Below are 1,387 nucleotides of genomic sequence, written 5' to 3'. Positions count from 1 at the left end.
CTAAGTGTTGTCCCGTAAATGATCTTCAGGTTGCCTCGGTCATGGCTGGCCTCTGTACGGCCCGCTCGCTTATCCGGCGAGGGCGAGGTTGTGCATGCGTGCGATGCCGAGCATGGCGTGGTGGACTCCGTCGCCTTTGAGGCGGCAGTCGCGGAGGATCTTCCAGGTCTTCATGCGGGCGAAGGTGTGCTCAACGCGGGCTCGGACCTGCTTGTGGGACTTGTTGTGTTCCTCTTTCCAGTCCGGGAGTCCGGCTTGGCCGCGCTCGCGGCGGTGAGGGATGACGAGTCCGGTGCCTTGGTAGCCGCCGTCGGCGATGGTCATGGTCTTGCCGACGGCGGCCTTGGCGCCGGACTCCTCCCATGCCTTGCAGTCGTTGCGGTTTCCGGCGAGCGGTCGGCCGACCACGACGACCAGGCGGCTGTCGGCGTCGATGACGACCTGGTGGTTGGTGGAGTACCGGTAGTTCTTCGACCGCTCGGCAATGGTGTGGTCGCGGGTGGGGACCAGGGTGCCGTCGACGATGAGCACGGTGTTCCTGGCGAACCTCATGCGGGGCTGGAGCGCGAGCATCGGCCCGAGATGGTCGATGATGCGGTCCGCTGCCGACTTGGAGACTCCGAACAGCGGGGCGAGTTGGCGCATGGTCAGGTTCGTGCGCCAGTAGGCCGCGACCAGCAGGGTCCGGTCTTCCAGCGGAAGGCTCCACGGCCGGCCCTTACGGACGGCGTCCGCACCCTGGCGCCGCAGAACGGTCACCAGCTTCCTGAACTGCCTCGGGCTCAGCCCGCTGAACGGGGCTATCCAGGACGGCTCGGACGCCGTGATCACACCAGCCACGGCGAGATCGTCTCATCTTGATCATGCTGCTGGGCCGTCAGCTTCTGACGGGACATATATCGGTCGCTCGGACGGATTCGGCATGAGAGCCTCACGCCCGTGGCTACTGAAACCGAGGTGGGAGAGCTGTTGCACCAGCGCGGCTGGCGGACGGCATTCACGGTCACTGACAGGGTGAACGCGTGGGCTGCCCTGGTGAGCATCATCGAGCGCGGCTACAGCGACGACATCTACGAGTACACCAACGACCTCTACTGCCGAAACTGGCTGCACGAAGCGTGGCTCCTGCTGGACGAACACATCGTCCAGCTCTGGACCCCGCGGATCAAAGCCCTGGACGCTCAGTACAAGGCCGCGACCATCGACGACGACGGCCAAGCACTCGAGCAGTTCCACAGGCTGCCCGGCCCCGACCTGTGGTGGTGGCGGCGACACCCCCGCATCCTCACCGGAAACCTCGGGCGTTCGCTTCGCTCAGCCGGTGCCATCGACGCCGACCCGGACACGGCATGACCCTCAGCCTCGTGGGATTACGGGACAGCGCTTA

The 1,387-nt window shown here is 65.5% G+C and carries 2 protein-coding genes; one reads left to right on the top strand and one right to left on the bottom strand.

The window, feature by feature from the left end:
* Nucleotides 1-69: 69 nt before the first annotated feature.
* Nucleotides 70-840, bottom strand: coding sequence for an IS5/IS1182 family transposase (locus IF99_RS0130150; protein WP_031001650.1), 771 nt, complete (start codon nucleotides 838-840; stop codon nucleotides 70-72).
* A gap of 99 nt (nucleotides 841-939) precedes the next feature.
* Between IF99_RS0130150 and IF99_RS0130145 the strand changes: the two genes are divergently transcribed.
* Entirely contained in the window at nucleotides 940-1,353 is a 414-nt protein-coding gene (locus IF99_RS0130145) for a hypothetical protein (protein ID WP_031001648.1), read from the top strand.
* Nucleotides 1,354-1,387 lie beyond the last annotated feature (34 nt).

It is taken from the genome of Streptomyces sp. NRRL F-5630, from assembly GCF_000719475.1.
Taxonomy (GTDB): Bacteria; Actinomycetota; Actinomycetes; order Streptomycetales; family Streptomycetaceae; genus Streptomyces.
Note: the sequence above shows the minus strand (reverse complement) of the source record. Positions and strands in the feature narration are given on the sequence as shown.